23 protein-coding genes are annotated in these 22,835 nt (G+C 72.5%); 12 read left to right on the top strand and 11 right to left on the bottom strand.

Translation table 11 applies throughout. The features are described 5' to 3' along the window. The first annotated feature begins 34 nt into the window (after nt 1-34). Together AB5J54_RS32725 and AB5J54_RS32730 are read left to right on the top strand one after the other, a co-directional pair. Entirely contained in the window at nt 35-478 is a 444-nt protein-coding gene (locus tag AB5J54_RS32725; RefSeq protein WP_369147522.1) for a YchJ family protein, read from the top strand. A gap of 263 nt (nt 479-741) precedes the next feature. Continuing rightward, nucleotides 742-1,209: a hypothetical protein gene (locus AB5J54_RS32730; protein WP_369147523.1), complete on the top strand. Its 468-nt coding sequence runs from the start codon at nt 742-744 to the stop codon at nt 1,207-1,209. A 26-nt stretch (nt 1,210-1,235) separates the two neighbouring features. Here the strand turns inward: AB5J54_RS32730 and AB5J54_RS32735 are convergent, their stop codons facing one another. The 3 genes from AB5J54_RS32735 to AB5J54_RS32745 form a co-directional block, all read right to left on the bottom strand. Continuing rightward, entirely contained in the window at nt 1,236-3,329 is a 2,094-nt protein-coding gene (locus AB5J54_RS32735) for an MDR family MFS transporter (protein WP_369147524.1), read from the bottom strand. Between the two features lie 64 nt (nt 3,330-3,393). Then, nucleotides 3,394-3,642 (bottom strand): hypothetical protein, encoded by a 249-nt coding sequence (locus AB5J54_RS32740; protein ID WP_369149533.1) that lies wholly within the window; start codon nt 3,640-3,642, stop codon nt 3,394-3,396. Between the two features lie 326 nt (nt 3,643-3,968). After that, nucleotides 3,969-5,027: an ATP-dependent DNA ligase gene (locus AB5J54_RS32745; protein ID WP_369147525.1), complete on the bottom strand. Its 1,059-nt coding sequence runs from the start codon at nt 5,025-5,027 to the stop codon at nt 3,969-3,971. A 52-nt stretch (nt 5,028-5,079) separates the two neighbouring features. Here AB5J54_RS32745 and ligD point away from each other — a divergent pair, with 52 nt between their 5' ends. Both ligD and AB5J54_RS32755 read left to right on the top strand, forming a co-directional pair. Further along, a complete protein-coding gene (gene ligD / locus AB5J54_RS32750; protein ID WP_369147526.1) occupies nt 5,080-6,111 on the top strand; it encodes a non-homologous end-joining DNA ligase in 1,032 nt (343 codons plus the stop codon). 119 nt (nt 6,112-6,230) lie between these two features. Continuing rightward, complete coding sequence (locus AB5J54_RS32755; RefSeq protein WP_369147527.1) at nt 6,231-7,133, top strand: alpha/beta fold hydrolase; 903 nt, start codon at nt 6,231-6,233, stop codon at nt 7,131-7,133. Here the strand turns inward: AB5J54_RS32755 and AB5J54_RS32760 are convergent. The 3 genes from AB5J54_RS32760 to AB5J54_RS32770 all read right to left on the bottom strand — a co-directional run bounded on the left by AB5J54_RS32760 (nt 7,114) and on the right by AB5J54_RS32770 (nt 10,653). Next, complete coding sequence (locus tag AB5J54_RS32760) at nt 7,114-8,874, bottom strand: hypothetical protein (RefSeq protein WP_369147528.1); 1,761 nt, start codon at nt 8,872-8,874, stop codon at nt 7,114-7,116. The genes AB5J54_RS32755 and AB5J54_RS32760 overlap by 20 nt on opposite strands. A gap of 260 nt (nt 8,875-9,134) precedes the next feature. Next, entirely contained in the window at nt 9,135-9,806 is a 672-nt protein-coding gene (locus tag AB5J54_RS32765) for a TetR/AcrR family transcriptional regulator (RefSeq protein WP_369147529.1), read from the bottom strand. A gap of 52 nt (nt 9,807-9,858) precedes the next feature. Beyond that, a complete protein-coding gene (locus tag AB5J54_RS32770) occupies nt 9,859-10,653 on the bottom strand; it encodes an IclR family transcriptional regulator (RefSeq protein ID WP_369147530.1) in 795 nt (264 codons plus the stop codon). Between the two features lie 672 nt (nt 10,654-11,325). Here AB5J54_RS32770 and AB5J54_RS32775 point away from each other — a divergent pair. The 7 genes from AB5J54_RS32775 to AB5J54_RS32805 all read left to right on the top strand — a co-directional run bounded on the left by AB5J54_RS32775 (nt 11,326) and on the right by AB5J54_RS32805 (nt 17,295). Next, nucleotides 11,326-12,378, top strand: coding sequence for an ABC transporter substrate-binding protein (locus AB5J54_RS32775; RefSeq protein ID WP_369147531.1), 1,053 nt, complete (start codon nt 11,326-11,328; stop codon nt 12,376-12,378). 85 nt (nt 12,379-12,463) lie between these two features. Next, entirely contained in the window at nt 12,464-13,471 is a 1,008-nt protein-coding gene (locus AB5J54_RS32780) for an ABC transporter substrate-binding protein (RefSeq protein WP_369147533.1), read from the top strand. Beyond that, nucleotides 13,471-14,316 (top strand): ABC transporter permease, encoded by an 846-nt coding sequence (locus AB5J54_RS32785; protein ID WP_369147534.1) that lies wholly within the window; start codon nt 13,471-13,473, stop codon nt 14,314-14,316. The genes AB5J54_RS32780 and AB5J54_RS32785 overlap by 1 nt, the downstream gene beginning before the upstream one ends. Continuing rightward, on the top strand, nt 14,313-15,050 hold the full coding sequence (locus AB5J54_RS32790) for an ABC transporter ATP-binding protein (protein ID WP_369147535.1): 738 nt from the start codon (nt 14,313-14,315) through the stop codon (nt 15,048-15,050). The genes AB5J54_RS32785 and AB5J54_RS32790 overlap by 4 nt, the downstream gene beginning before the upstream one ends. Further along, nucleotides 15,047-15,910: an ABC transporter substrate-binding protein gene (locus AB5J54_RS32795; protein ID WP_369147536.1), complete on the top strand. Its 864-nt coding sequence runs from the start codon at nt 15,047-15,049 to the stop codon at nt 15,908-15,910. The genes AB5J54_RS32790 and AB5J54_RS32795 overlap by 4 nt, the downstream gene beginning before the upstream one ends. 4 nt (nt 15,911-15,914) lie before the next feature. Then, on the top strand, nt 15,915-16,997 hold the full coding sequence (locus AB5J54_RS32800; protein ID WP_369147537.1) for an LLM class flavin-dependent oxidoreductase: 1,083 nt from the start codon (nt 15,915-15,917) through the stop codon (nt 16,995-16,997). Nucleotides 16,998-17,043: 46 nt separating this feature from the next. Then, nucleotides 17,044-17,295, top strand: coding sequence for a WhiB family transcriptional regulator (locus AB5J54_RS32805; protein ID WP_369147538.1), 252 nt, complete (start codon nt 17,044-17,046; stop codon nt 17,293-17,295). A 23-nt stretch (nt 17,296-17,318) separates the two neighbouring features. Here the strand turns inward: AB5J54_RS32805 and AB5J54_RS32810 are convergent, their stop codons facing one another. The 3 genes from AB5J54_RS32810 to AB5J54_RS32820 all read right to left on the bottom strand — a co-directional run bounded on the left by AB5J54_RS32810 (nt 17,319) and on the right by AB5J54_RS32820 (nt 19,614). Further along, a complete protein-coding gene (locus AB5J54_RS32810; protein WP_369147539.1) occupies nt 17,319-18,293 on the bottom strand; it encodes an acyl-ACP desaturase in 975 nt (324 codons plus the stop codon). A gap of 227 nt (nt 18,294-18,520) precedes the next feature. Further along, nucleotides 18,521-18,748 (bottom strand): hypothetical protein, encoded by a 228-nt coding sequence (locus AB5J54_RS32815; RefSeq protein WP_369147540.1) that lies wholly within the window; start codon nt 18,746-18,748, stop codon nt 18,521-18,523. Between the two features lie 14 nt (nt 18,749-18,762). Next, complete coding sequence (locus tag AB5J54_RS32820; RefSeq protein WP_369147541.1) at nt 18,763-19,614, bottom strand: helix-turn-helix domain-containing protein; 852 nt, start codon at nt 19,612-19,614, stop codon at nt 18,763-18,765. Between the two features lie 179 nt (nt 19,615-19,793). Here AB5J54_RS32820 and AB5J54_RS32825 point away from each other — a divergent pair, with 179 nt between their 5' ends. Continuing rightward, complete coding sequence (locus AB5J54_RS32825; RefSeq protein ID WP_369147542.1) at nt 19,794-20,267, top strand: ATP-binding protein; 474 nt, start codon at nt 19,794-19,796, stop codon at nt 20,265-20,267. A 10-nt stretch (nt 20,268-20,277) separates the two neighbouring features. Here the strand turns inward: AB5J54_RS32825 and AB5J54_RS32830 are convergent, their stop codons facing one another. Then, nucleotides 20,278-21,939: an ABC-F family ATP-binding cassette domain-containing protein gene (locus AB5J54_RS32830; RefSeq protein WP_369147543.1), complete on the bottom strand. Its 1,662-nt coding sequence runs from the start codon at nt 21,937-21,939 to the stop codon at nt 20,278-20,280. Between the two features lie 244 nt (nt 21,940-22,183). Then, nucleotides 22,184-22,600 carry an SsgA family sporulation/cell division regulator gene (locus AB5J54_RS32835; protein ID WP_369147544.1) on the bottom strand — a complete coding sequence of 139 codons (417 nt, stop codon included), beginning with the start codon at nt 22,598-22,600 and terminating at the stop codon, nt 22,184-22,186. Nucleotides 22,601-22,835 lie beyond the last annotated feature (235 nt).

The raw sequence follows: 22,835 nt of genomic DNA on the forward strand, positions 1-22,835 counted from the left end.
CTCCGCCTCGCGGAGGGTGGGGGACAATGAGGCCATGTCCCGACGCAAGACCCGCCCCCGTACGTCCCCGGTCGCGCCCGTCCCTGCCGTGACCGCGGCCTCGCCCTGCCCCTGCGGACTCGACGCCGCGTACGGCGCGTGCTGCGGCCGGTTCCACTCGGGCACCGGCACGGCACCGACAGCCGAGCTCCTCATGCGCTCGCGCTACAGCGCCTTCGTCGTCCGCGACGAGGCGTATCTGTTGCGCACCTGGGCGCCGGAGACCAGGCCGGGCGAGGTCGACTTCGACCCGGGGATGCGCTGGGCCGGCCTGGAGATCGAGGAGACCGGTCAGGGCACGGCCTTCCACCAGCAGGGCACCGTCACCTTCACGGCCCGCTACGTCCACGGCGGCGAACCCGGCGCGCTGCACGAGCGGAGCCGCTTCGCCCGCCACGAGGGCGCGTGGGTGTACGTGGACGGCGACTTCATCGAATAGGCCGTGTCCGGCCGCCCATTGAATGTTCAATGGGCGGCCGGGAACTGACGCGCGATTTGCCGCTCTTCTGCGGCCGTCAGTAGACTGATCGAAGGAATGCAAGGCGCCGGCTGGACCTCGACCACTCGGTGGTCCGTCCCCCGGTCGACCGTGGCGAGCCCGCGTGTGAAAGGGCCGCCCCAACGGGTTTGGCGTCCCTGATCCCGACGCCCGACGTCTGGACTCGGTGCAATACCGATTCCATTGATGCACGAGGAACGGTCATGGGTATCCTCGCTCCTTCGAAAGCGCATCGCCGGCGGCATGTCACCGCCGCCACGGCGACCATCATGGCAGCCGCCGTCAGCCTCGCTGTTCCTGGTGCGGCATCGGCGCGGACACCAGCAGAACCCGCGGGCGCTCACACGCTGGTCTCCCTGGTGAATTGTGCGCCCACTCCGCCGTGGGTGTCGACTTACGACTTCGACGGCGACCTGAAGATACAGGGCGGCTGTTTCACCCTCGGCCGTCACGTCTTCGTCATGGTGAAGCACAACAACGGCACGGTGTATTTCAAGAAGTGGGTGGTGGCCCGGGAGCACCCCAACCTCGCCGGAGGCTGGGTCAACGTCAACACGAATCTCCATGCGCCCTGTTACGGCCCGCACAACGGATATGCACGTGGGTATGACGAGTCCACGGACAAGTGGTCGGCCAGATTCCCCGTGACGATCTGCACGCGCTACGACTGACGTGGAGGCGGGGCGGGGGCGGTGGTTCAGCGCACGCCCGCGCCCACCGCCACCCGGCCCCTCGGGAGGCCGGCCGCGAGGTCCTCGGCGACGATCTTCTTGGCGATGGCGTCCGTCGCGACCCGCAGCTCGGGTCCGCTGGGCCGGCCGCGCTCCTGCGCGACGACGTCGGAGAGCCACTGGCCCCAGGCGTGGGTGATGACCTCCGCCTCGCGCTTGCCCGCCGTCGTGTGCGAGAGCAGGTTGCCGTCGCGGGTGAGGAAGCCCTCGTCGACCATCCGGTCGAAGACCGGGAGGAGCACCTCGGGCGGCACCCGGCGGCCGGCCGAGATCAGGCCGAGGCTGGCGTGCCCGACCGTCCGCGTGAAGAGTTCGACCTGCATCACCGCCCAGGCTCCCGCCGTGTCGAGCCGGGTGTCGGACGCGGAGACGATCGCCTTGGCCGTGTCGTAGTCGGTGCGGCGCAGGATGCGGCCGACGGCCAGTTCGAGGAGCTTCTCCGAGTCGCCGGACATGGTGGGGGAGCCGAAGCCCTCGCCCATGTCGGGGGCGGCGGAGCGGGCCGAGTCGCGCAGCTCCACCTGCTTGAGGAAGAGGGCGACGACGAAGCCGACGGCGGCGACCGGCACCGTCCAGAGGAAGACGGTGTGCAGGGTGTCCGCGTATGCCTGGACGATCGGCTCGGCGATCAGGTCCGGGAGTCCGTGCAGGCCGGCGGGGCTCTGCGCGGCCTGCGGGATCACCGCCGGGTTCACGCCGAGGCTCCTGGCGATGGTGCCGGCCTCGACGATGCCCGACGCGAGGTTGGGCTTGAGGGAGTTGGCGTAGATCGTGCCGAAGACGGCGGTGCCGAAGGAGCTGCCGAGGGTGCGGAAGAAGGTGACGCCGGAGGTGGCGGTGCCGAGGTCGGCGTAGTCGACGGTGTTCTGCACGGCGATGGTCAGGACCTGCATGCACAGGCCGATGCCGACGCCGAGCACGAACATGTACAGCGACTCCAGCCAGGTGCCGGTGTCGGGCCCCATGAGGGAGAGCAGGAAGAGGCCGACGCCCATCACCAGACAGCCGACGATGGGGAAGACCCGGTAGTGGCCGGTCTTGCTGACGACGTTGCCGCTGAAGATGGAGGCGATCAGCAGGCCGATGACCATGGGCAGGGTCCGGATGCCGGACATCGTCGCCGATTCCCCGTCGACGTACTGCAGATACGTCGGCAGGAAGGTCATGGCGCCGAGCATGGCGAAGCCGACGACGAAGCTGAGCACGGAGCAGACCGTGAAGACGGGGTTCCCGAAGAGCCGCATGGGCAGCATGGGTTCGGCCGCCCGGGTCTCCACCCAGCAGAACAGCGCCAGGGCGACGAGGCCGCCCGCGAAGAGCCCGATGATGACGCCGGAGCCCCAGGCGTACTCGTTGCCGCCCCAACTGGTCGCCAGGATCAGGGCGCTGGAGCCGATCGCGACCAGTGCGATGCCGAGGTAGTCGATGACCGGCCGGCTCGCCGAGCGCACCGAGGGGATCGTCCGGGCGGCGGCGATCACGACCAGGATCGCGATCGGCACGTTCACGTAGAACGCCCAGCGCCAGCTCGCGTGGTCGGTGAACAGCCCGCCGAGGAGCGGGCCGATGACGGTCGAGACACCGAACACGGCGCCGATCGCGCCCTGGTACTTGCCGCGTTCGCGCAGCGGGATCACATCGGCGATGAGCGCCATCGAGGTGACCATGAGACCGCCGGCGCCGATGCCCTGGAGCCCGCGCCAGACGATGAGCAGCGTCATGTTGGTGGCGAGTCCGCAGAGGAACGAGCCGGTGATGAAGACGACCGCGGAGATCTGGAAGATCACCTTGCGGCCGAAGAGGTCGCCGAACTTGCCGACGAGGACGGTCGCGACCGTCTCGGCGAGGAGGTACGAGGTGACCACCCACGACATGTGGGCGGCGCCGCCGAGGTCCGAGACGATCGTGGGCAGGGCGGTGCCGACGATCGTCTGGTCGAGGGCGGCGAGGAGGACGCCCAGCATGATCGTGCCGAAGACGATGTTGCGGCGGCGGCTGTCGAGCACGGGTGGCTCGGTGGCGGCCGAGGGCGCGGGCGCTGCGTCGCTGGTCGTGGTCACTCTCGCAGCGTCACACCGCCGCCGCCCTCATGCATGCGGGGGACGGCCGAACAGGTGTACCCCGTCAGGGGGTGACGGGGAGCTTGGGGTGGTGCTTGGCGAGGATCTTGTTGGCCCGCGCGAGGGCGGCGAGGGCGTGCTCGCGGTCCGCCCGGTCCTCCGCGCAGAGCGGTCCCCGGAAGCGGTACACCTCGCGCGCCGCGCAGTCCGCGTCGACCTCCGCCTGGAGGACGTGGAGCGGCAGACAGGCGCCGATCATCGCGGCCACGCTGTCGGGGATCGGTACGGGAACGAGGCGCGAGGGCGAGGTGATCACGGGTCAGTCCTAGTCGGTCCGGGGAGGGTACGGAAGGGTCTCCTCTCCATACGTACCGGATCGCGGTACGGGTTCCGGTACGGCGATGTCGCGGCCGGGCAACAGCGGAACGGGCCGCCGGACGGGCGGGCGGCCCGAACGCCGCGGCGCCGTGCCCGGTGCTCGGGACGTTCCCGCAGGTACGGGGCAGGGCGGCGGCCGCCGGGCGGTGCACGGTCTCCGCGTACCGGCCGGAAGCCCGGTGCGAGCGGGGCCGGTTCGGGCATGCCGAATGTGTGGCATCTCACGTTGCGCCCCGGGCCGCCTCTCGGGACGGGTGAGGCCTATGTGAGGATCTCGGCCAGATCGTACGAGACGGGCTCGTCCAGCTGCCCGTAGCCGCAGGACTCCGGCGTCCGGTCCGGGCGCCACCGCTTGAACTGCGCGGTGTGGCGGAAGCGGTCCCCCTCCATGTGGTCGTAGCCGACCTCGCAGACCCGCTCCGGCCGCAGCGCCACCCACGACAGGTCCTTCTTGCCCGACCAGCGGCTCGGCGCGCCCGGCAACCGGGCCCCCTCGTGCGCGGTCTCGTCCGTCCAGGCCGCCCACGGATGCCCGTCCGGGGGGTCCATCCGGAGCGGCTCCAGCTCCTCGACGAGCTCGGCGCGGCGGGCGGCGGTGAAGGCCGCGCAGACGCCGACGTGCTGGAGGACGCCCCGGTCGTCGTACAGGCCGAGCAGCAGCGAGCCGACCACCGGCCCGCTCTTGTGGAAGCGGTATCCGGCCACGACGACATCGGCCGTCCGCTCGTGCTTGATCTTGTACATGAGGCGGGCGTCCGGCCGGTACGGCAGGTCGAGCGGCTTGGCGATCACCCCGTCGAGCCCGGCGCCCTCGTACTGCTCGAACCAGCGCGCGGCGAGCTCGGGGTCCCGGGTCGCCGGCGCCAGGTGGACCGGCGCGTCGACCCCGTCGAGGACCCGCTCCAGGGCCTCCCGGCGCTCGCTCAGCGGGGTGTCGAGCAGCGCGTCGTCCCCGAGGGCGAGCAGGTCGAAGGCGATGAACCGGGCCGGGGTCGTCTCCGCGAGCATCCGGACCCGGGAGTCCGCCGGATGGATCCGCTCGGAGAGCCGGTCGAAGTCGAGCCGCCCCTCGTGCTCGATCACGATCTCCCCGTCGACCACGCAGCGCTCCGGCAGCCGGGCCGCGAGCGCCTCGACCAGCTCGGGGAAGTAGCGGGTGAGCGGCTTGCCCGTACGGCTGCCGATGACCAGCTCCGACCCGTCCCGGTGCACGATCGCGCGGAAGCCGTCCCACTTCGCCTCGTACTGCATCCCGGGCGGGATCCGCTTCACGGACTTGGCGAGCATCGGTTTCACGGGCGGCATCACCGGAAGATCCATGGGCTGATTGTCCGGTATGCGGGAGTTGTCGGCGAGCCCTAGGCTGACGGGCATGGCAGGCAAGGCGGCAGCGGTGGAGCTCGAAGTCGGCGACCGGACCGTGCGGGTCTCCAACCCCGACAAGGTGTACTTCCCCGAGCCCGGCTACACCAAGATGGACCTCGTCCAGTACTACCTGGCCGTCGGCGACGGCGTCACCCGCGCCCTGCGGAACCGCCCCACCACCCTGGAGCGCTACCCCGACGGGGTGACCGGCGAGTCCTTCTTCCAGAAGCGCGCTCCGAAGTACCTGCCCGACTGGATCCCCACGGCCCACATCACCTTCCCCAGCGGCCGTTCGGCCGACGAGATGTGCCCCACCGAGCCGGCGGCCGTGCTCTGGGCGGCCAACCTCGGCGCCGTCACCTTCCACCCCTGGCCGGTGCGCCGCGAGGACACCGACCATCCCGACGAGCTGCGCATCGACCTCGACCCGCAGCCCGGCACGGACTACACCGACGCCGTCCGCGCCGCCCACGAGCTGCGCGCGGTCCTCGACGAGCACGGACTGCGCGGCTGGCCGAAGACCTCGGGCGGCCGGGGCCTCCACGTCTTCGTGCCGATCCTCCCCGAGTGGACGTTCACCCAGGTCAGACGGGCGGCCATCGCCTGTGGGCGGGAGCTGGAGCGGCGGATGCCGGACCGGGTCACGATCAAGTGGTGGAAGGAGGAGCGCGGCGAGCGGATCTTCGTCGACTACAACCAGACGGCCCGGGACCGCACGATCGCCTCCGCCTACTCCGTACGTCCCCGCCCGCACGCCCCCGTCTCGGCGCCGCTGCGGTGGGACGAGATCGACGAGGCCGTGCCGCGGGACTTCGACATCAGGACGATGCCTGCCCGGTACGCGGAGGTCGGCGACGTCCACGCGGACATGGACGACGAGCGGTTCAGCCTGGAGTCGCTGCTCGAACTGGCCCGGCGGGACGAGGCGGAGCACGGTCTGGGCGATCTGCCGTACCCGCCGGAGTACCCGAAGATGCCGGGCGAGCCGAAGCGGGTGCAGCCGAGCCGGGCGAAGAAGGAGCCTCCTGTCGAGGGTTGAGGGCTGAGGGCCGGTGACGCCTCCGGGTGGGCGCCACCGGCCCTCGCCGTTCACTCTAAAACAACACGAACGGTCGTGCTAGCATTTTTCTGTAGCCAGGACGACCGAGGAGATCCGGCATGTACCCGATGGCTCCGCTCATCCGCACCGCCCTGAACACCACCGCACGCGTCGCCCCCGGCCCGGCCGGCCGCTGGGCCTTCCACCTCTTCGTCCGGCCGCTGGGCAGGGCGAAGGTGAGGCCGGAGGAGCAGGCGCTCCTCGCCGCCGCCCGCACCGGGACCCTCCGCGTCCGGGGCAAGGAGGTCGTCACGTACGCCTGGGGCGACGGCCGGCGGCCCGTCCTCCTCGTCCACGGCTGGTCCTCCCGCGCCTCACGGCTCGGCGCCTTCGCCGAGGAGCTGCTCGCGCGCGGGTACAGCCCGGTCGCCTTCGACGGACCCGGCCACGGGGAGTCCTCCGGCAAGGCCACCAACATCGTCGAGTACCGGGAGATCATCCGGGAACTGCACGCCCGGCACGGCGACTTCGAGGCGGTCGTCGCCCACTCCTTCGGCGTCCTCGCCTCGCTCTTCGCCCTCCGCGACGGCGTCCGCACGGCCCGCTTCGTGGGCCTCGGCGGCGTCGGCTCCTTCGCCATGCTCATGGAGGGCTTCCGGGCCGGACTCGGCCTGGACCAGCGGGTGGTGCGGGCCATGCGCGGGTACGTCGAGGGGCACCTCGCCCCCGGCGAACCGGGCGTCTGGGACCGCTTCGGCGCCGACCACGCGCCCGGCGAACTCGGCGCGCCCGTCCTGCTGTTCCACGACGAGGGCGACGACATGGTGCCCCTGGCCCAGGCGCGGTTCCTCGCCCGGACCCACCGCGAGCGGGGCCGGCTCGTCGTCACCCGCGGACTCGGCCACCGGCGCATCCTCACGGACGCGGACGTCGTGGCCGAGGCGGTGGAGTTCGTGACCGCCGGCTCCGTCACGGAACCGGCGGTCACGACACGCGAGGGAGTCAGCTCGACGGCGTCGTGATCGTCGCCGCGTTGTTGCCCGTCCGGGGATCGGGGGTGGAGGCGGTGGCCGAGGCCCCGTTGGTGACGGCCGCCTTCGAGCGCACCACCACCTTGAGCGTGAGGGTCGCCGTGCCGCCTGCGGCCAGGGGGCCGAAGCGGCAGGTCACGGTGTCCGTACTGCCCACCGCCGGGGTGTCGCACGTGCCCGAGGACGGGGTGGCCGAGGTGAAGCGGACGGTGGCGGGGAGGCTGTCGGTGAGGACCACGTCCTCCGCCGCGGTCGGGCCGTGGTTGCGGACACGGACCGTGTAGGTGAGCGTGCCGCCGTCGGCCACCGGCTCCGGGCTCGCCGCGATCGACGTCGCCAGGTCGGCGAGCGGCCGGGACACGGCGATGGTGTGCGCGTCGCCGGCGGAGATCGACGTGACACCTTCGAGGTACCGCAGGCAGGGCGAGGTCTGGCCGATGGCGCAGACCCGGAACGGCGTGTGGCGCTCCAGCTCGGTGCCGTCGCCGAGCTGGCCGTAGGCGTTGAAGCCCCAGGCGCGGACGGAGCCGTCGGTGCGCAGCGCGAGGCTGTGATAGCCGGAGACGCCGCCGGCGACGGCCGAGACCCCGGTCAGATGGCCCGAGCAGCCGCCCGGCGCGCAGACCTGGACCGGGACCCGCCGGTTCGTGACGGTGCCGTCGCCGAGCTGGCCGTAGATGTTGTTGCCCCAGGCCACGGCGGTGCCGTCGGCGCGGGCGGCCAGGGTGTGGAACGCGCCCGCGGCCACGGACCTCACGCCCGTCAGGTACGAGGTGCACGGCGCGGTCTGCCCGATCGCGCAGACCGGCGCGGGGGCGGCGGCCTGGCCACCGGTGCCGTCGCCGAGCGCGTCGCCGTAGCCCCAGGCGGTGACCGAGCCGGTGGAGAGCGCCGCGACGCTGTGGTAGATGCCGGCCGCCACGGAGACGGCGTCGTACACGTCGTTGACGAACACCGGGCCGGGCCGCGGTGTGGTCGTGCCGTCGCCGATCTGACCGTTGCCGTTGTAGCCCCAGGCGGTGACGAAGCCGTCGGAGCGCAGCGCGAGGGTGTGCTGATAGCCGGCGGCGACGCGGGTGATGCCCGTCAGGTACGAGGTGCAGGGAGCGGTGCTCCCGACGGCGCAGACCCGGACGGGTGTCAGCCCGTCCGTGAGTGTGCCGTCGCCGAGCAGGCCCCCCGCGCCCCAGGACACCACGGTCCCGTCGGCGAGCAGGGCGAGGCTGTGGTTGTCGCCGGCGGCGACGGCGGCGACACCCTTCAGGAAGGACGCGCACGGCGCGGGTTCGCCGACGGCGCAGACCTGGACGGGGGTGTCCCGGTCGTTCCTGCTGCCGTCGCCGAGCTGACCGCTGCCGTTGGACCCCCAGGCGACGACCGTGCCGTCCTCGCGCAGCGCGACGTTGTGCCCGCCGCCGCCCGCGACCTGCACGAACCTGTCGAGTGGCGTGGTGCAGGTGACGTTCCCGCAGGCCCGCCCGGGAACCAGTTGCGAACCCGTGGTGCTGCCGTCGCCGAGCTGGCCGCGCCCGTTGCTCCCCCAGGTCAGGACGGTGCCCGGCGGGGCCGTACGGATGTCCCGTGCCCCCGCGCTGTCGGCGTGCGCGGGGGACGGGGCGGACAGGCCGGGGCCGGGCAGCAGCAGGGCGGAGGCCAGGGCGGCCACGACGGCGAGTCGTCTTCGCGGGCGTGGTCCCCGGCGGGCGCCGGGCGGGGTGTCCGGGACGGACATACGCGCTCCTCTCAGCGGGCGGACCGGACCGCGGGCGGGAGTGCAGGCGGTTCCGGCCGACCCGCTCACCATGCGGGCGCGCTCGGGAGCGTGCGTACGCGCGACACCTGGCCTTCACTCGATCAGCGAGTGCGCCGTAGCCGGGCGGGCGGCCCGGGGTGCGGTGGGCGCGGGGACGTGAGAGGAAGGAGCCTTGGGACGAGCCCGGCCGGGCGGCCCCGGCTCGGTGTCACGGACCGGCCCGGCCTGGTGGGCTCGGCTCAGGCCTCGTCGGTGAGCGCCGCCCGGCCCTGGTCCGTCGCCGAGGCGAGCAGCCGTGCCGTGATGCCCCGTTCGGCGCGGGCGTACGAGCCGGGGTCGCCGAAGAGGACGGACTGCGCGTTGGCCGCCTCCATGAGCGCGATCACCTCGAAGGCCAGCTGCTCCACGTCCAGGTCCTCGGTGAAGTCCCCGACGGCACGCGCCTCCGTCAGGGCCCCCTCCACGTACGCGGTCCAGTCGCGGCGGGTCCCGGCGACGGCGTCGTGGACCGGGCCCGTACGGGCGTCGAACTCGGCCGAGACCGCGTAGAAGAAGCAGCCGCCCGCGAAGACCCGCTCCGAGGAGTACGCGAGCCAGTTCCGGCACAGCTCGCTGACCCGCCGCGCGCCCGGCGGCAGGTCCTTCAGGGGCGCGACGACCCGGTCGGCGAAGACGGCGACGGCGGCCCTGACGGTCGCGAGCTGGAGCTCCTCCTTGGAGCCGAAGAGGGCGAAGACGCCGCTCTTGCTCAGCTCCAGCTCGGTCGCGATGCGTCCCAGGGACAGGCCTTCGAGGCCCTCGACCGAGGCGATGTCCATCGTCCGGCCGAGGACGAGCCGCCGGGTCTGGTTGCCCCGCTCGACGCGTCCGTCGGTCCTGGTGCCGGTGCCGCTTCCGGTGCTGCCGCTCATGACCCCATCGTACTGAACGCACGACCGTGCGGAAATCTTCGCGCTCCGGGGGCTATCCCGCCCGCTCTCCCGGGTCCCGCCGCTCCGACGGGGCGAGCAGCAGCACCTCCAGGGCCCGCGCGCAGGCCCGCGCCTGGGCCAGGTACCAGTCGAGCCGCGCGTCGGTGATCAGCTCGGGCGTCGAGCGGACCGCGAGCGCGAACCGGGCGTGCCCCGTGCGTTCCAGGACCGGCACGGCCACCGTCCGCACCCCATGGGCCGACTCGCCGTCGTTGAGGGCGTATCCCGCCTCCCGTACCCGCGCCAATTCGGCGGCCAGGGCGGGAGGTTCGACGATGGTCCGCTCCGTGAACGCGTACAGCGGCGGCAGCGAGCGCGGGCCGGCCTCGCCCGCCCGCGGCCAGGCGAGGAGCACCTTCCCGAGCGCCGTCGAGTGCAGCGGCCGGCGCAGCCCCACCTTCGGGGTCACCGAACCGCCCGCCACGATCACGGCGTGCGGACCGCTCCGCAGCGCCAAGTCGGCCGTCGCGCCCGTCCGTTCGGCCAGATCCGAGAGCTCGGGCGCGGCCAGGTGCAGCCCCCGCTGGTGGTACGAGAGGCGGCCCAGCTCGGTCATCGCCGGACCGAGACGGTAGCGCGCGGTCCGGGCGTCCTGCTCCAGGAAGCCCGCGCCCAGCAGGGTGCGGGCCAGGCGGTGCGCCGTGGAGGTGGAGAGCCCGAGCCGGCGCGCGAGGTCGGAGGCGCTCAGGTCGGGCCCGTTGTCGTGGAAACAGTGCAGCACGTCCAGTGCGCGGCGGACCGCCTGGGCGCCCGCCGGGGGTCGGACGATGCCGGCCTCGGTCGTCATAGGGTTCGCTCCCCGTGGGTGATCGGGTCCCCACGCTCCCACATGGCGGGAGCCGAATCAGGCTCCGGGCAAGGTCGGAAACACTCCGTTCATACGCAATCCCACATCGTGGGAGCCGAGTTGTGGGCGGTGGAACAACCGTGGCAAGGTTCCGGCCAACACACCACGGCGGCACCGAGCCGGAAGGAGCAGGCCCGCGATGAACGCACGACACGTACCGCTCGCCCTCACCCGGCGCCGCCACATCGACCTGGCACGCGTCACCGGCACCGGCTGTCGCTGACACCCGCCCCGACCCGACACCGGCTCCAGGACGTCACCGACTCCAGGCCGACACCAGGCTCCGGTAGGACACCGGCTCCGGTCCGACACCGGCTCCAGCCGAACATCCGGCTCCGGTCCGACACCGGCCCCGGCCCGACGTCCGGCCTGACCTGAGGTCCCGCCTGACCTGAGGTCCTGCCCCGGCCGGCTCCCGGCCATCGCCGGCGCGTCCGGCCGTGGCTTTCGAGCCACGCCGTCGGGACCGGACACGCCGAGAGCGCCACGCGCCCACGCCCACCGGCGTCCTGCCGGTCCACCGTGGCCGCCGGCCTTCTCGGACGAGCCTTCCTCCACCCAGGCCGTGCCCCGCCCGACTCTCCCGATCCACCACATCCCGGGATGCCCTCCATGACGTACGCCCGCGTGCCCGACACGCTCTGGTTCACCCGCTGCCCCGTCCCCACCGCCACCGGCGTCGCCGCCGACCGCGGCTGGCTGGCGGGGGAGTTCGCCCCCGACGGCATCGCCGTCCGCTCGCTCCAGGACGCCGAACCCGGCGCCGACCGCGCCACCCACTTCACCCACGCCCTGCCCGGCCTCTTCCGCGAAGGCGGCAACGTGCCCGCGCTGTGGGCCCGTTCGCGCGGCGAGCGCACCCGGCTCGTCGGGCTCACCTGGATCGAGGAGCGCCAGGTGGTGCTCGTCGCCCCCGGCTCCCCGGTGCGCGGGGCCGCCGCCTTGCGCGGACTGCGGCTCGCCGTGCCGCGCCACTCCGTGCCCATCGACTTCTGGCGGGCGATGGCCCTGCGCGGCTTCGAGGGCGTCCTGGCCTCGGCCGGGTACGGACTCGGCGACGCCGTCCTCGTCGACGTACCGGCCGACGGCCATCAGGGCCAGTGGGCGGCCGAGCTCGACGCCCTGCGCCGGGGCGAGGTCGACGCCGTCTACGTGAAGGGGGCCCTCGCCGTCGAGGCGGCCCGCCGCGCCGGCGCCGAGGTGGCCGTCGAGCTCGACGAACTGCCCGACCCCGCGCACCGCGTCAACAACGGCACCCCGCGCCCCCTCACCGTCCACCAGGACCTCCTGGACGACCACCCCGAGCTCGTGGCGCGCTTCCTCGCCGTACTGCTCCGCGCCGCCGACTGGGCCGCGGGCGAGCCCGACGAGGTCGCCCGCATCCTCGGCGCCGAGACCGGGGCGGGCGCCGAGGGCGTCGCGGGCGCCTACCGGCCCGGCACCCACCGCACCCTCCACCCGGACCTGTCCGGCACCCGGCTCGACCTGCTCGCCCGGCAGGAGGAGGCCCTGCGCGCCCACGGCTTCCTGCCCGAGGCGGTGGACGTACGGGCCTGGACCGACCCGGAACCCCTGCGCCGCGCCCACCAGATCGCGGCCGCCGCGCAGGACCCGACCGCGCAGGACCCGACCGCCCCGGAACCGACCGCCCAGCCCGTCCCGTAACACCCGCCTCGCACCCCCCGCCCCCGCCCCACCTGCCCCGCATCCCCCCCCCCCCACCCGCACCCGCTTCCGGAGGAAGACCGTCATGCGCCCACTCACCCCGCTCGCCGCTCTGGCGGCCCTCGCCGCCCTCTCCACCGTCACCGCCTGCGGCGGCGCGGACGGCGGCGGCGACCCGAAGGGGAAGAAGGGCGGGGAGGCGACGGTCACCGTGCGCATCCCCGACCCCGGCAACGCCGGCGTCCTCGCCCGCGGCAAGAAGGACGGCAGCCTCGACAAGGCCCTCGCCGCCGTCGGTGCCAAGGTCGCCTGGACCGGCAGCGCCGGACCCTTCGCCCCGGCCGCCCAGGCGATGAACGCCGACCAGCTGGACATCGCGACCGGCTCCATCACCTCCGGCATCACCTCCCTCTCGCAGAGCCCCGGCTTCGCCTTCTTCACCGCCACCGACCCCGACCCCGTCGGCGAGGGCATCCTCGTCCGCGAGGGCTCGGACATCACCTCCGTCCAGGACCTCGTCGGCCGCAAGGTCGCCGTCAACAAGGGCGGCACCGGCGAGTACCTGCTCCTCAAGGCCCTCGCCAAGGCCGGGATCCCCGCCGACAAGGTCGAGCGCGTCTATCTCCGCCCCGACCAGACCGCCGCCGTCTTCAACGCCGGACAGGTCGACGCCTGGGCCGTCTGGTCCACGTACGCCGTCGCCGAGATCGGCAGCGGCAAGGCCCACTTCGTCGCCGACGGAACCGCCATCGGCTCCGACAACTACAGCCTCAACGCGGTCCGTTCGGACTTCGCCGCGCAGCACCCCCAGATCGTCAAGGCGCTCTACGCCTACCTCCACGAGCACAGCGCCAAGGAGAAGAAGAACCCCACCGCCTACCTCAACGTCTTCACCGACGCCGGCCCCACGGCCGTCAACGGCAAGGCCAAGGACGTCCAGATCGCCTTCACCGCCAAGGGCGGCACGGTCGACCCCATCGGCCCCGAGGACATCAAGCGCTTCGAGACCGTGGCGCGCTTCTACGCCGACCAGAAGGTCACCCCGAACCAGGTCGACATCGCCGCCCACCTCCTCGACGTCGAGAAGCTGTGATGACGGCCGCCACCGAGGAGCAGGAACGGCCGGAGGGGCTCGTCGCACCGCGTCCACCCGTCCGCCGCGCCCGCTCCCGCACCTACGCCGTCACCGTCCGCGCGCTCGGCCCGTTCGCCCTGCTCGCCCTGTGGTGGGCCTCCTCCGCCACCGGCCTCCTCACCCCCGACGTCCTCGCCTCGCCCGCACAAGTCATCGACGCGGTGGGTGAGTTGTGGGGGAACGGGCAGCTGCCCGACGCGCTCGCCACCTCCCTCACCCGCTCCGGCCTCGGTCTGGTCATCGGCCTCGCCGCCGGACTGACCCTCGGCATCACCACCGGCTTCACCCGGCTCGGCGACGAACTCCTCGACTCCTCCCTCCAGACCCTCCGCACCATCCCCTTCCTCTCCCTCGTCCCCCTCTTCATGGTCTGGTTCGGGATCAACGAGACCGCGAAGATCCTGCTCATCGCCGTCGCCACCACCTTCCCGATGTACGTCTCCACCACCGGCGGCGTCCGCAACACCGACCGCAAACTCGTCGAGGCCATGCGCAGCTTCGGTCTCGGCCGGCTCGCGATCGTCCGCCAGGTGGTCCTCCCCGGCGCCCTGCCCTCGCTCCTCGCCGGACTGCGGCTCTCCATGACCCTGAGCGTCATCGCGCTGATCGCTGCCGAGGAGATCAACGCCACCGAGGGCATCGGCTATCTGATGTCCCAGGCCCAGAGCTACGCCCGCACCGACATCCTCGCCGTCTGCATCCTCGTCTACGGACTCCTCGGCCTCGCCGCCGACGTGTTCGTCCGCGGCCTGGAGCGGATCCTCATGCCCTGGCGCACCGCCGGACCGGGAGGGACGAAATGACCGCAGTACGGGTCAGGGGACTGCGCCGGGTCTTCGGCGACCGCGCCGTCCTCGACGGCCTCGACCTCACCATCGGGCGCGGCGAGTTCGTCGCCCTGCTCGGTGCCAGCGGCAGCGGCAAGACCACCCTGCTGCGCATCCTCGGCGCCCTCGACGGAGCCGACGGGGGAGAGGCCCTCGTGCCGGCCGCCCGCACCATCGTCTTCCAGGAGCCCCGGCTCATCCCCTCCAAGAAGGTCCTCGCCAACGTCACCGTCGGGCTGCCGCGTGGCGCGCAGACGCGGACGACCGGACTGCGGGCGCTCGCCGAGGTCGGCCTGGAGCGGCACGCCGACGCCTGGCCGGCCACCCTGTCCGGCGGCGAGGCCCAGCGCGTCGCCCTCGCCAGGGCGCTGGTCCGCGAACCCGAACTCCTGCTGCTCGACGAGCCGTTCGCCGCGCTCGACGCGCTGACCCGGCTCCGCATGCAGGACCTCGTCGGCGAACTGCGCCGGATCCACCGGCCCGCCGTGCTGCTGGTCACCCACGACGTCGACGAGGCCGTACGCCTCGCCGACCGGGTCGCCGTGCTGCGCGACGGCCGGCTCGTCACCGACGAGCCCGTGACCGTCCCCCGCCCCCGCGACCCCGGCGACCCCGCCTTCGTGGCCCTGCGCCGCCGCCTCCTCGCCGACCTCGGCGTCCACACGCCCGAAGAAGCCCCTGCCGCCCCTCTCGAAGGAGTCTCCGCATGACCGTCGTCATCGGTGTCCACCGCAGCAACCCCTCCCTCTACCACCTCTCCCGCCTCGGCTACGCGGAGGAGGAGCTCGCCTCCCTCGGCGAGACCGTGACCTGGCACCCGTACACCGACGGGGTCCGCACCGGCGCCCACCTCGCCGACGGCACCATCGACTTCGGCGGCACCGGCTCCACCCCGCCGGTCACCGCGCAGGCCGCGGGCCACGACATCGTCTACACGGCGGTCTCCGCGCCCCGCCCCGAGCACGGCGCCCTCCTCGTCCCCGAGGACAGCCCGGTCCGCACCGTCGCCGACCTCAAGGGCGGCACCGTCCACCTCGCCGTCGGCTCCTGGCAGACGCATCTCGTGGCCAAGGCCCTGGACGACGCCGGACTCTCGTACGCGACCGACATCACCCCCGTACGCGGCGACTCCGGCAGCGAGGCGAAGCTGCGGGCCGGCGAGATCACCGCCTGGGTCGCTCAGGGGGCCGAACTCGCCGCGGCCCGCCGCAGGGGCGGTCTGCGCACCCTGATCCGTACCGGCGAGGTCATCAGCGACCGGTCCGTCTTCTTCACCCGCCGCGACCTGGCCGAGCAGCGGCCCGAGCTCGTCGAGGCGCTCACCCGCGCGCTGCGGCGGGCCGACGCGTGGGCCGCCGCGCACCCGCGCGAGGCCGCCGAGATCGCCGCCGCCGACCAGGGCGGCACGGTCGAGGACTGGGAGACCGCGCTGCGCGCCCTGCCCTGGACGATCGAGGAGGTCGGCGAGGAGTTCATCGCCGAGCAGCAGCGGGCGGCGGACATCTTCCACCGCACCGGCTTCGTCGACCGCGCGATCACCGTCGCCGACGCCCTGCCCAGGAAGGCGTGACCCGATGACGACCCCCGCCCCCGAGGTCCTCTGGTACATCATCCCGCGCGAAGGCGCCTACCCGTGGGAGCCGGAGGGCCGCCGCCCCGTCGACCTCGGCTATCTCGCCCAGCTCGCCGGGACGGTCGAACGCCTCGGTTTCACCGGCGCGCTGCTCGCCACCGACCTGTACGACGTGTGGCCGCTCGGCTCCGCGCTCGCGGCCTCCACCAGCACCCGTTTCAAGCCGTTGCTCGCCGTCCACCCGGGGCTGATCTCACCGACCCTGCTGGCCAAGATGGCGCTGAGCTTCGACAACCTCTTCGGCGGCCGGCTCCGGTTCAACGTCGTCAACGGATCGACGAACTCCCTGCGGGAGTACGGCCTGCACGTCGAGCACGACGAGCGGTACGAACTGAGCGCCGAGTACTGGTCGATCGTCAAGCGGCTCACGGCCGGCGAGGTCTTCGACCACAAGGGGAGGTTCTACGACCTCAGGAACGCCGGAGCGTCCTTCCGCGACCTGCGTCCCGTCCAGGAGCCGCACGTCCCGCTCTGGTTCGGCGGCTCCTCGGCGCCCGGCATCGAGATGGCCGCCGAGCACGTCGACGTCTACCTCACCTGGGGCGAGCCCCCGCAGCTGCTCAAGGAGAAGCTGGACCACGTCCGGGCCAGGGCCGCCGCCCACGGCCGCACCCTCCGCATCGGGCTGCGGCTCCACCTGATCGTCCGGGACACCGAGGACGAGGCCTGGGCCGCGGCCGACCGGCTCCTGGACGTGACCAGCGAGGCGACGTACGCCCGGCAGCTCGGGGAGCGCGCGGGCGAGGACGGCGTCGGCTGGCAGCGCCAGTTCCGCCAGCACGGCGGCAGGGTGCCGGCCCGGGCCCGCGAGCTGGAGACCCATCCGAACCTGTGGCCCGGCATGAGCCTGTTCCGGCCGGGCCCCGGCACGGCCGTCGTGGGCTCCACGGCCCAGGTCGTGGAGCGGCTCAAGGAGTACCAGGAGCTGGGGGTGGACACGTTCATCCTGTCCGGGAACCCGCTCCTGGAGGAGGCGTACCGGGTGGCCGAGACGGTCCTCCCGGCGCTGGGTATCCGCCATTGATCGAACGTTGATGGCGTGTTTACGGTGCCCCGGCAAGCTGTCGGTCATGCAGACGGATACCGACGTGCTGACGGCCCCCGACCTCTCCTGGCGCGAGAACGCCCTGTGCGCCCAGGCCGGACCGGAGTTCTTCTTCCCGGCCCCCGGCTCCTCGACGCGTGAGGCGAAGCAGCTGTGCGGGGCGTGCGAGGGGCGCCTGGCGTGCCTGGAGTACGCACTGAGCCACGACGAGAGGTTCGGGGTGTGGGGCGGGCTCTCCGAGAAGGAGCGTGGGCGGCTCAAGCGGCAGGGCCGCTGAGCCGCCCGAGCGGGGGGCGCGGCTCAGCCGGCGGCGCGGGAGGCCATCCGGGCCTTGCGGGCCGCGAGCTTCTCGTCGAACTTGCTGGCCTCGCTGTCCAGGCCGTTCATGTAGAGCCCCAGCTCCTCCTGGGCGCGCAGGCCGTCGGGGCCGAGGCCCTCGATCTGGAGGACCTTGAGGAAGCGCAGGACGGGCTGGAGGACGTCGTCGTGGTGGATGCGCATGTTGTAGATCTCGCCGATCGCCATCTGCGCGGCCGCCCGCTCGAAGCCCGGCATGCCGTGTCCGGGCATCCGGAAGTTGACCACGACGTCCCGCACGGCCTGCATGGTCAGGTCGGGGGCGATCTCGAAGGCCGCGCCCAGCAGGTTGCGGTAGAAGATCATGTGCAGGTTCTCGTCGAGCGCGATGCGGCTCAGCATCCGGTCGCAGACGGGGTCGCCGGACTGGTGGCCGGTGTTGCGGTGCGAGATGCGGGTGGCGAGCTCCTGGAAGGCCACGTACGCGACGGAGTGCAGCATCGAGTGCCGGTTGTCGGACTCGAAGCCCTCGCTCATGTGCGCCATCCGGAACTGCTCCAGCTTGTCCGGGTCGACGGCGCGCGAGGCGAGCAGGTAGTCGCGCATCACGATGCCGTGGCGGCCCTCCTCGGCGGTCCAGCGGTGCACCCAGGTGCCCCAGGCGCCGTCGCGGCCGAAGAGGCTGGCGATCTCGTGGTGGTAGCTCGGGAGGTTGTCCTCGGTGAGCAGGTTGACGACGAGGGCGATCTTGCCGATGTCGGTGACCTTGGACTGCGACGGCTCCCAGGCCTCGCCGTCCTCGAAGAAGCCGGGGAAGTTGCGGGCGTCGGACCAGGGCACGTACTCGTGCGGCATCCAGTCCTTGGTGACCTTCAGGTGCCGGTTGAGCTCCTTCTCCACGACCTCTTCCAGCGCGTAGAGCAGCCGTGCGTCGGTCCACCCTGCCGAGCTGCCGAGGGAGGGAGAGGTGAGCGTCACGGGAACTCCTGGGGACGGAGAGGGGGGCATACGGGCATACCTACGGATTCGTAGGTTACGAGACCGTAGGTTAAGCCTCCGTAAGGCGTCGGCCAAGCCCGTCCCGGCGATGTCCGGTTACGTTCCGTTATGTGCGCTGCTCCGGCGGGGTGCCGGAGACGCAGGTCACGTCCGGGCCGGCCGTCGAGAATCCCGCGGTCGACTACGCAGCGCAGACGCCCCGCGGCTCAGAGCAGATGATCGGCCGCTCCGGCCTTCACCGCCGAGATGAGCGCCCGCAGCGCCTCGACGGAGTCGCTGACGTAGTCGTCGGGGGAGAGCGTCGAGCCGATGTAGGCACGCCCGGAGCCGTCGAGGCCGAAGCGGAAGCAGTTGGCTCCCTCGCTGCAGAAGGCCTCGTTCCAGTCGATCGCGACGGCGGCGGGGGCGGTGGGGGCGTGGGTCGTGACGTTCATGGTGGGGGGGTCCCTCACAGATCCTGGGATATGGCGCGGACGAACGCGCGCGATTCGGTCGCGGACAGCGCGAGGCCGCGCAGTCGGTCCAGCAGACCGCGGTACCGGCGCAGTTGCATGTCGGTGTCCAGCAGGAGCGATCCGTGGGAGGAGTCGAGCTGCACGGTGTCGAGCTGCGGCACCGGCGCGGTCACGTAGGTGAACGACTGGCCCGCCCCCGGGAAACCCCCTGCGGTGAAAGGAATCACGCGTACGGAGACGGTGTCCCGCTCGGTGTGGTTCAGGATGTGCTCCAGCTGGGCCCGCGCGACCTTCGGCCCGCCGAACTGCATGCGCAGCGCCGCCTCGTGGATCACGGCCTCGTACCGCACCGGCCGGTCCCGGTCCAGGATCTGCTGGCGGTGCAGCCGCAGGGCGAGCCGGGCCTCCAGGTCGGGTTCCGGCAGTGGGGGGACGGCGGTGTCGAAGACCGCCCGGGCGTGCTCCTCGGTCTGCAGGAGGCCCGGGATGTGGGTGGTGACGGAGGTCTCCAACTCGGATGCGTGGAACTCCAGTTCGGCGATGTCGAGGAGGGCGGGCGGCAGCAGTCCGCGGTGCTCCTCCCACCAGCCCCGGTCCCGCTCCTGGGTCATGCCGGCGAGGAGGTCGACGAGTCCGGTGTCCGGGCAGCCGTAGTTGAAGGCGAGGGTGCGGACGCGCTCGGCGCTGATCCCGAAGCGGCCCGACTCGATGTTCGGGATGCGGGTGCGGTCGACGCCCAGGAGGGCGGCGGCCTGCTGGGCCGACATCCCCGACTGTTCGCGCAGTTTGCGCAGTTCGCTCCCGAGGCGCTGCTGTCGCGCGGTCGGGCTGCTCCTGGGTGGCACGCTGACTCCCTTTCGTTCCATGGCGCCGCGGCGCGGGTGAGGCGCCCATTTCGGCCCGGAATGGAACGACTACCCGCAAGTAGTAGCACCGTGCTCCGGTCGTGCGCTACGGTCGGTAGCGCAAGTCTCACACGGGGCTACCGTTCCCGTGTGCGTGTACCCCCCATGCACAAGGAAATGTGAGCAAACCGATGAAGGGCGCCCTGCGTTGCCTCCCGACCGCCGCCGCGGCCGGGCCCGTACCTCCCGCCACGGAGAACCTCAGCTACTCGATGCTGCTCCCCGGCGGCGCCTACTGCGCGGGACTCGCGCGGGAGGCGGTCCGCCCGCTCCTCACCCGGCACGGTCTGTCCGAACTCTGCGAGACCGCCGCCCTCGCCGCCTCCGAACTCGTCTCCGCCGCCTACCGGTTCACCCCCGACCGGGAGATGATCCTGCGCGTCCGCTGGCAGTACGAGGCACTGCGGATCGTCCTCTACGACCAGCACCCGGCCCATGCCTCGCCGCACGCGGCCGAGGAATGCCGCGACCGCCGCAGCCGCAGCATGTGGCTGCTGGCCGCGGCGGTCGACGCACACGGCGGGGACTGGGGACTCGCCCCCGTCCTCACACCCGGCGGAGGCACCAAGTCCTGGGCCTTACTCCACCGCTAGGGCCGGCCCGCTAGACCCCGGCATCACTCCGGCGAGGGTTCGGGGCCGTCCCCCTGACCTCCTCCGCCGTCGTCGGCCGCAGCTCACCGTCGAGCAGCAGCCAGCGGGTGATCCCCAGAGACTCCAGGAACGCCACGTCATGGCTCGCCACGATCAGCGCCCCCTCGTAGGCGTCGAGGGCCGCCGTCAGCTTCCGCACCGACGCCATGTCCAGATTGTTCGTCGGCTCGTCCAGCATCAGCAGCTGCGGAGCCGGCTCCGCGAGGAGCAGCGCGGCCAGCGTCGCCCGGAACCGCTCCCCGCCCGACAGGGTGCCGACGGGCTGATCCGCCCGCGCCCCACGGAACAGGAACCGGGCGAGCCGGGCCCTGATCGTGTTCGGCGTCGCCGTGGGCGCGAAGCGGGCCACGTTCTCCACCACGCTCAGCCCGTCGTCGAGCACGTCGAGCCGCTGCGGCAGGAAGCGGAGCGGCACCCGCGCGTCCGTCTCGCCCGACAGCGGCTCCAGCTCGCCTGCGATCGTCCGGAGCAGCGTCGTCTTCCCGGCGCCGTTCCGGCCGACCAGCGCGATCCGCTCCGGGCCGCGCAGCTCGAACGCGCCGCCGACCCTGGCCCCGTACCGCAGCTCGAGATCCCGCAGGTGCAGGACCTCGCGGCCCGGCGGCACCGAGGTGCGCGGCAGCTCGACCCTGATCTCGTCGTCGTCCCGCACCGCCTCCACGGCCGCGTCGAGCCGCTCCTTCGCCTCCGAGAGGCGCTCCGCGTGCAGCGTGCGCTGCTTGCCGGCCGCGACCTGGGCGTCGCGCTTACGGCCGTTCGCCACGATCTTGGGGACGACCTTGTTCTCGAAGCTCTTCTGCCCGTACCGCTTGCGACGGGCCAACTTCATGTGCGTCTCGGACAGTTCGCGCTTCTGCCGCTGTACGTCGGCCTCGGCGACCCGCACCATCCGCTCCGCCGCCTCCTGTTCGGCGGCGAGCGCCGTCTCGTAGGCGGACCAGTTGCCGCCGTACCAGGCGACCTCTCCGTCGCGGAGATCGGCGATCTGGTCGACGCGCTCCAGGAGTTCACGGTCGTGGCTGACCACGACCAGGACCCCGGACCACTTCTCCACCGCCTCGTACAGCCGGGCGCGGGCGTGCAGATCCAGATTGTTGGTGGGCTCGTCGAGCAGGAGTACGTCAGGTCGGGCGAGCAGCAGCGCGGCGAGGCGCAGCAGCACGGACTCGCCGCCCGAGATCTCGCCCACGGTCCGGTCCAGGCCGACGTGGTCGAGCCCGAGCTGGTCGAGGACGGCCCGGGCCCGCTCCTCCACGTCCCAGTCGTCGCCGATCACGGTGAAGTGCTCCTCCGAGGGGTCGCCCGCCTCGATGGCGTGCAGGGCGGCCCGCTTGCCGGCGATGCCGAGGATCTCGTCCACCCGGCGCCCGGTCTCCAGGACCAGGTTCTGCGGGAGGTGGCCGAGCTCGCCGGTGACCCGGACCGTGCCGTCCTGCGGTTTCAGCTCGCCCGCGAGCAGCTTCAGGAGCGTGGACTTGCCGGAGCCGTTGAGCCCGACGAGGCCGGTGCGGCCCGGGCCGACGGTGAGCCGGAAGTCGTCGAAGACCTCGGTGCCGTCCGGCCAGGAGAAGGAGAGAGCGGAGCAGGTGAGGAAAGTGGGGTGATGCGCCATGGAGGCCTCCCGGTCGCGTAGGCGTGGAAATGGGGCAACGCGAGAGACACCGGGGCGCGGGCAGTGTGGAGAACGGCTCGTACGCCGAGGTCGAGAACGGCACACGCGGCACAGGGGGCACGCGCGGCTCGGTGTCTCGCAACCTCAGACGAGCAACGTCCTTCTCCGATCGGGTGACGACAAGGTCAGGAACGACCGTACGCGCGGGACCGGAGGAGCGGCAACCGATTTGACGCGGACGCGGCTACGGGCGCTCGCGGAGCAGTTCCGCGAGGTCCTGGTCCCAGTCCAGGTACTGGTGCTCGCGCCCGGCCGGGACGAGGTGCTGCGAGCGTTCCAGGAAGCGGCGCAGCTCGGAGGTCCGCACATGGACCATCGCGACGCCTTCCGGGGCGTGGAACTCGACGACGGTGCGGTCGTAGCCGTACGGGCGCAGGCGCACGTCCCCGACGCCGGCCGGGCGCTCGACCCCCTGGACGAGGAGTTCGCGAGCGAAGGCCCAGGAGACCTCGACGCCCTCCAGGGTCGCCGGCGGCGGGAAGGCCATGCTCACGGCGTACGGATCCTCACGGTCGTACCGGAGGGTGGCGGGGACGGTCTCCATCCGGGGAGCGGATGCGACCAGACGGGCTTGCACGGCCTGCTCGATGACGGCGGACAAGACCGGCTCCTCTCACGCGGGCTTCGGATCCTGTGCGTCTCCCCGACACCAGGGCACCTGACACCCCTCTAGACGAGCGAAGCGGTGGGAACGTGCACTCGGGCCCCACGTGACCTGTGTCACCGCGGTCTCTGAAACGCATCCGGCGCGAGGGTGGTCGTCGGCTCGTGCCGCCGGGCGCCCCTGCGCGTATGGCTGGGGTGGGTGGGGGTGTGCGGCTTGAGTGGGGTGGGTG

Origin of the sequence: Streptomyces sp. R44 (assembly GCF_041053105.1) — a bacterium.
Taxonomy (GTDB): Bacteria; Actinomycetota; Actinomycetes; order Streptomycetales; family Streptomycetaceae; genus Streptomyces.

What these genes read in the sequence shown, in the direction of transcription:
- AB5J54_RS32725 (WP_369147522.1), top strand. Translation starts at nt 35, where the DNA reads ATGTCCCGACGCAAGACCCGCCCCCGTACGTCCCCGGTCGCGCCCGTC.
- AB5J54_RS32730 (WP_369147523.1), top strand. Translation starts at nt 742, where the DNA reads ATGGGTATCCTCGCTCCTTCGAAAGCGCATCGCCGGCGGCATGTCACC.
- AB5J54_RS32745 (WP_369147525.1), bottom strand. Translation starts at nt 5,027, where the DNA reads ATGGATCTTCCGGTGATGCCGCCCGTGAAACCGATGCTCGCCAAGTCC.
- ligD (WP_369147526.1), top strand. Translation starts at nt 5,080, where the DNA reads ATGGCAGGCAAGGCGGCAGCGGTGGAGCTCGAAGTCGGCGACCGGACC.
- AB5J54_RS32755 (WP_369147527.1), top strand. Translation starts at nt 6,231, where the DNA reads ATGTACCCGATGGCTCCGCTCATCCGCACCGCCCTGAACACCACCGCA.
- AB5J54_RS32760 (WP_369147528.1), bottom strand. Translation starts at nt 8,874, where the DNA reads ATGTCCGTCCCGGACACCCCGCCCGGCGCCCGCCGGGGACCACGCCCG.
- AB5J54_RS32765 (WP_369147529.1), bottom strand. Translation starts at nt 9,806, where the DNA reads ATGAGCGGCAGCACCGGAAGCGGCACCGGCACCAGGACCGACGGACGC.
- AB5J54_RS32770 (WP_369147530.1), bottom strand. Translation starts at nt 10,653, where the DNA reads ATGACGACCGAGGCCGGCATCGTCCGACCCCCGGCGGGCGCCCAGGCG.
- AB5J54_RS32775 (WP_369147531.1), top strand. Translation starts at nt 11,326, where the DNA reads ATGACGTACGCCCGCGTGCCCGACACGCTCTGGTTCACCCGCTGCCCC.
- AB5J54_RS32780 (WP_369147533.1), top strand. Translation starts at nt 12,464, where the DNA reads ATGCGCCCACTCACCCCGCTCGCCGCTCTGGCGGCCCTCGCCGCCCTC.
- AB5J54_RS32785 (WP_369147534.1), top strand. Translation starts at nt 13,471, where the DNA reads ATGACGGCCGCCACCGAGGAGCAGGAACGGCCGGAGGGGCTCGTCGCA.
- AB5J54_RS32790 (WP_369147535.1), top strand. Translation starts at nt 14,313, where the DNA reads ATGACCGCAGTACGGGTCAGGGGACTGCGCCGGGTCTTCGGCGACCGC.
- AB5J54_RS32795 (WP_369147536.1), top strand. Translation starts at nt 15,047, where the DNA reads ATGACCGTCGTCATCGGTGTCCACCGCAGCAACCCCTCCCTCTACCAC.
- AB5J54_RS32800 (WP_369147537.1), top strand. Translation starts at nt 15,915, where the DNA reads ATGACGACCCCCGCCCCCGAGGTCCTCTGGTACATCATCCCGCGCGAA.
- AB5J54_RS32805 (WP_369147538.1), top strand. Translation starts at nt 17,044, where the DNA reads ATGCAGACGGATACCGACGTGCTGACGGCCCCCGACCTCTCCTGGCGC.
- AB5J54_RS32815 (WP_369147540.1), bottom strand. Translation starts at nt 18,748, where the DNA reads ATGAACGTCACGACCCACGCCCCCACCGCCCCCGCCGCCGTCGCGATC.
- AB5J54_RS32830 (WP_369147543.1), bottom strand. Translation starts at nt 21,939, where the DNA reads ATGGCGCATCACCCCACTTTCCTCACCTGCTCCGCTCTCTCCTTCTCC.